The organism is Mycobacterium sp., assembly GCF_050701675.1.
Classification (GTDB): domain Bacteria; phylum Actinomycetota; class Actinomycetes; order Mycobacteriales; family Mycobacteriaceae; genus Mycobacterium.
Map to the genome: position 1 here is coordinate 1 of NZ_JBOGDD010001242.1, position 2,273 is coordinate 2,273.

The following is a 2,273-nucleotide window of genomic DNA, read 5'->3' on the forward strand; positions in this document are numbered from 1 at the left end:
GAACCGACCGACCTGCCGCACTATTCAGAAATCGCTTAGAGCGGTGACTGCTGCGGGCGGGTCTGCGCGGGTTGGGGGCGCTCCGCGGCGGGCGGCGGCACGGGAGCCGGACCGCCCTCGGTCGCCCGGCCGGGCTGGGCGCCCTCGGTGCGGGTGGGCGGTGTCTGCCGGCTGCGCTGCTCCTCGGCCCGTTTCTCGTCCGGCTTGCCGTCCTTGTCCTTCTCCTCGTCGGGCTTGGCTTCGTCGTCCTTTGCCTCGTCGGATCCCACGCCGCCCTTGGTGGCCGACTCGACGATGCTCTGGACGCCCTGCATGATCTGCTGGGGCAGCTGAGTGAGGCCCTGCGCGAGTCCCTGCACCGACTGGGCCATGCCCTGCGCTATCTGGCCGACCTGCTGACCGACCTGGCTGGCCATCTGGCCCGCCATCTCGGCACCGCCACCGCCCGCCGCCCCCGTGCCGGCCGCTCCAGCTGCGCTGGCCTGTGAACCCACTCCACCGGTCCCACTCGTGCCGCTCGAACCCGCCAGCGCGTCCGCCGCGGCCTTGAGTTTCTCGGCATTCGCCTGGTCGCCCTCTTCGTACGCTTGGGCGGCAGCATGGAGCAGTTTGCCGATGGTCTCGCTGGACGTCGAGGTGGCGGCGAACGTGCCGTCCCGGCTCGGGAGTGCCTGACCCAGTGCCGAAGTGAAGGCCGAGGAGATGGTCCCGTAGGCGGCCTCTGCGTCACCGGAGGTGGGTGAGAGCCCCCCGAGTTGCGACACCGCGGCCGATACCTGGTCGTGGATCTGCCCCAGGGACTTCACGCCGCCGGGGTCCACGGACAACGGTTGGCCCATTTTGATTCTCCGTTTGGTGGAATTGGAACGGTTGAGTTGCTTGGCAACTCATGACGATTCTATTGCCGATCGACGAGCTGGGTTGGCAGAGATTTCAGACGCGACTTCCGAACATCTGCCGCCTTGTTCGAGCTCGGGCATCGCGGTTGTGCGTTCCCGAGTTACTTGGCCTGAACCGGCCAGCCGGGGATCGGGTTTCCGTGCGGCGGCGGTTGGGTGTGAAACCCGGTGGCCATAGCCATTCGCGCCGCTGCGTCGTCGGGCATGGCGTCCTCGCATTGCTGACGCACCTCAGGGGTGTCGATGTTTTCGTCCTGGCCTAGTGGCCCCCACAGGCCTGAGGACCTGCCGGTAATGAACCAATGGCCGAACACGTCTTCTGTTGGCGCGGGTAGGGGCCCAATCTGCGGGATAGTAGGTGACGCTGGAGCATTCGCCACCCGTGGATCGCGATCCGTCAGTTCCACGCGCCAGATTTCGACGAGCTGCGTACCTGCGTAGCCAAACTTCCCGGTGTCGGGGTCGGCGATCGTCGAAAAGTACTTTCGGGGGTCGTTGTCGGCCGTCCGGTATACCGAGTAGAGGCCAAGACACACCGTCGCTCGGTAGCCGTCTCCTTGCGGTTGAAGGTTCAGGATGTGGGTCGGCTGGTAGCCGTAGACCTGGCGTTCGGCATAGGTCCACCCTTCGGCTTCCAGGTCAGCGCGGGTGCGCGGCCGTACGTTCCTGAGCTGCAGCAAGCTGCCGGACTCCGTCAGCGGCCCAGTGCTCTCCGGCGTGGCACGGATGAAACCGGGATATACGACCGATTGATCGCCCCCTGCGAATCCGGAGAGGCGATAGGACTCAACGTAGGCCCGCAGCGTCACGGCGGGGCCGGCTGCCAAGTCGATTCCCGGGGCAGCAGACCATTGGAACCGGAACTCGTTGGCTACGGGCGGCCAGTTGGGGAACTGCCGAGCGGGGAGGGTGGCCGTCGAGGTGGTCGCCGGTGACGGTGCGGGATTGTTCTCGCACGCCGAGGTGAACAGCAACGCCACTACTGCCAGCAGTCCACCGACAGCCAGTCGGCCGCTACTTGAGGACATCTCGATATGCCTTGTCGTAGTCGTTGAGTGGGTTGCTCACCACACCGCCGAGGCGGTTGTAGTAGGCATCAAGATCTTCCTGATAATTCGGCCGCTGATCGCCGTACGGTCCCGGTTGAGGGATGTCGAGTTGTCCATCACCGTCGTCGTCGTGTCCCCTCAAGATCGCGAGGTCCCCGGGGTCGCCGATGTTGTGCGCCATGAACGTCGAAGCCAATGCGGACTTCATCGCCAGTGAGCCTTCGATCGGAGTGTGTCCAGCCTCGAAGGAACCTGGCGGGGGTCCAAGGATTGCCTCCTTCATCAGAGTCGAGTTGATCGTCAAGGCGTCACCTGCGACTGGGAC

General features: G+C 65.4%; 3 protein-coding genes. All 3 read right to left on the bottom strand.

The features are described from left to right. Positions 1-35 precede the first annotated feature (35 nt). Positions 36-839 carry a type VII secretion target gene (locus ACRDUX_RS38475; RefSeq protein WP_526422416.1) on the bottom strand — a complete coding sequence of 268 codons (804 nt, stop codon included), beginning with the start codon at positions 837-839 and terminating at the stop codon, positions 36-38. A 161-nt stretch (positions 840-1,000) separates the two neighbouring features. Next, a complete protein-coding gene (locus tag ACRDUX_RS38480) occupies positions 1,001-1,927 on the bottom strand; it encodes a hypothetical protein (protein ID WP_526422418.1) in 927 nt (308 codons plus the stop codon). Beyond that, positions 1,914-2,273, bottom strand: a 360-nt coding sequence (locus ACRDUX_RS38485) for a hypothetical protein (protein ID WP_526422419.1), incomplete at its 5' end; no start/stop codon positions are given. The genes ACRDUX_RS38485 and ACRDUX_RS38480, both read right to left, overlap by 14 nt.

What these genes read in the sequence shown, in the direction of transcription:
- ACRDUX_RS38475 (WP_526422416.1), bottom strand. Translation starts at nt 839, where the DNA reads ATGGGCCAACCGTTGTCCGTGGACCCCGGCGGCGTGAAGTCCCTGGGG.
- ACRDUX_RS38480 (WP_526422418.1), bottom strand. Translation starts at nt 1,927, where the DNA reads ATGTCCTCAAGTAGCGGCCGACTGGCTGTCGGTGGACTGCTGGCAGTA.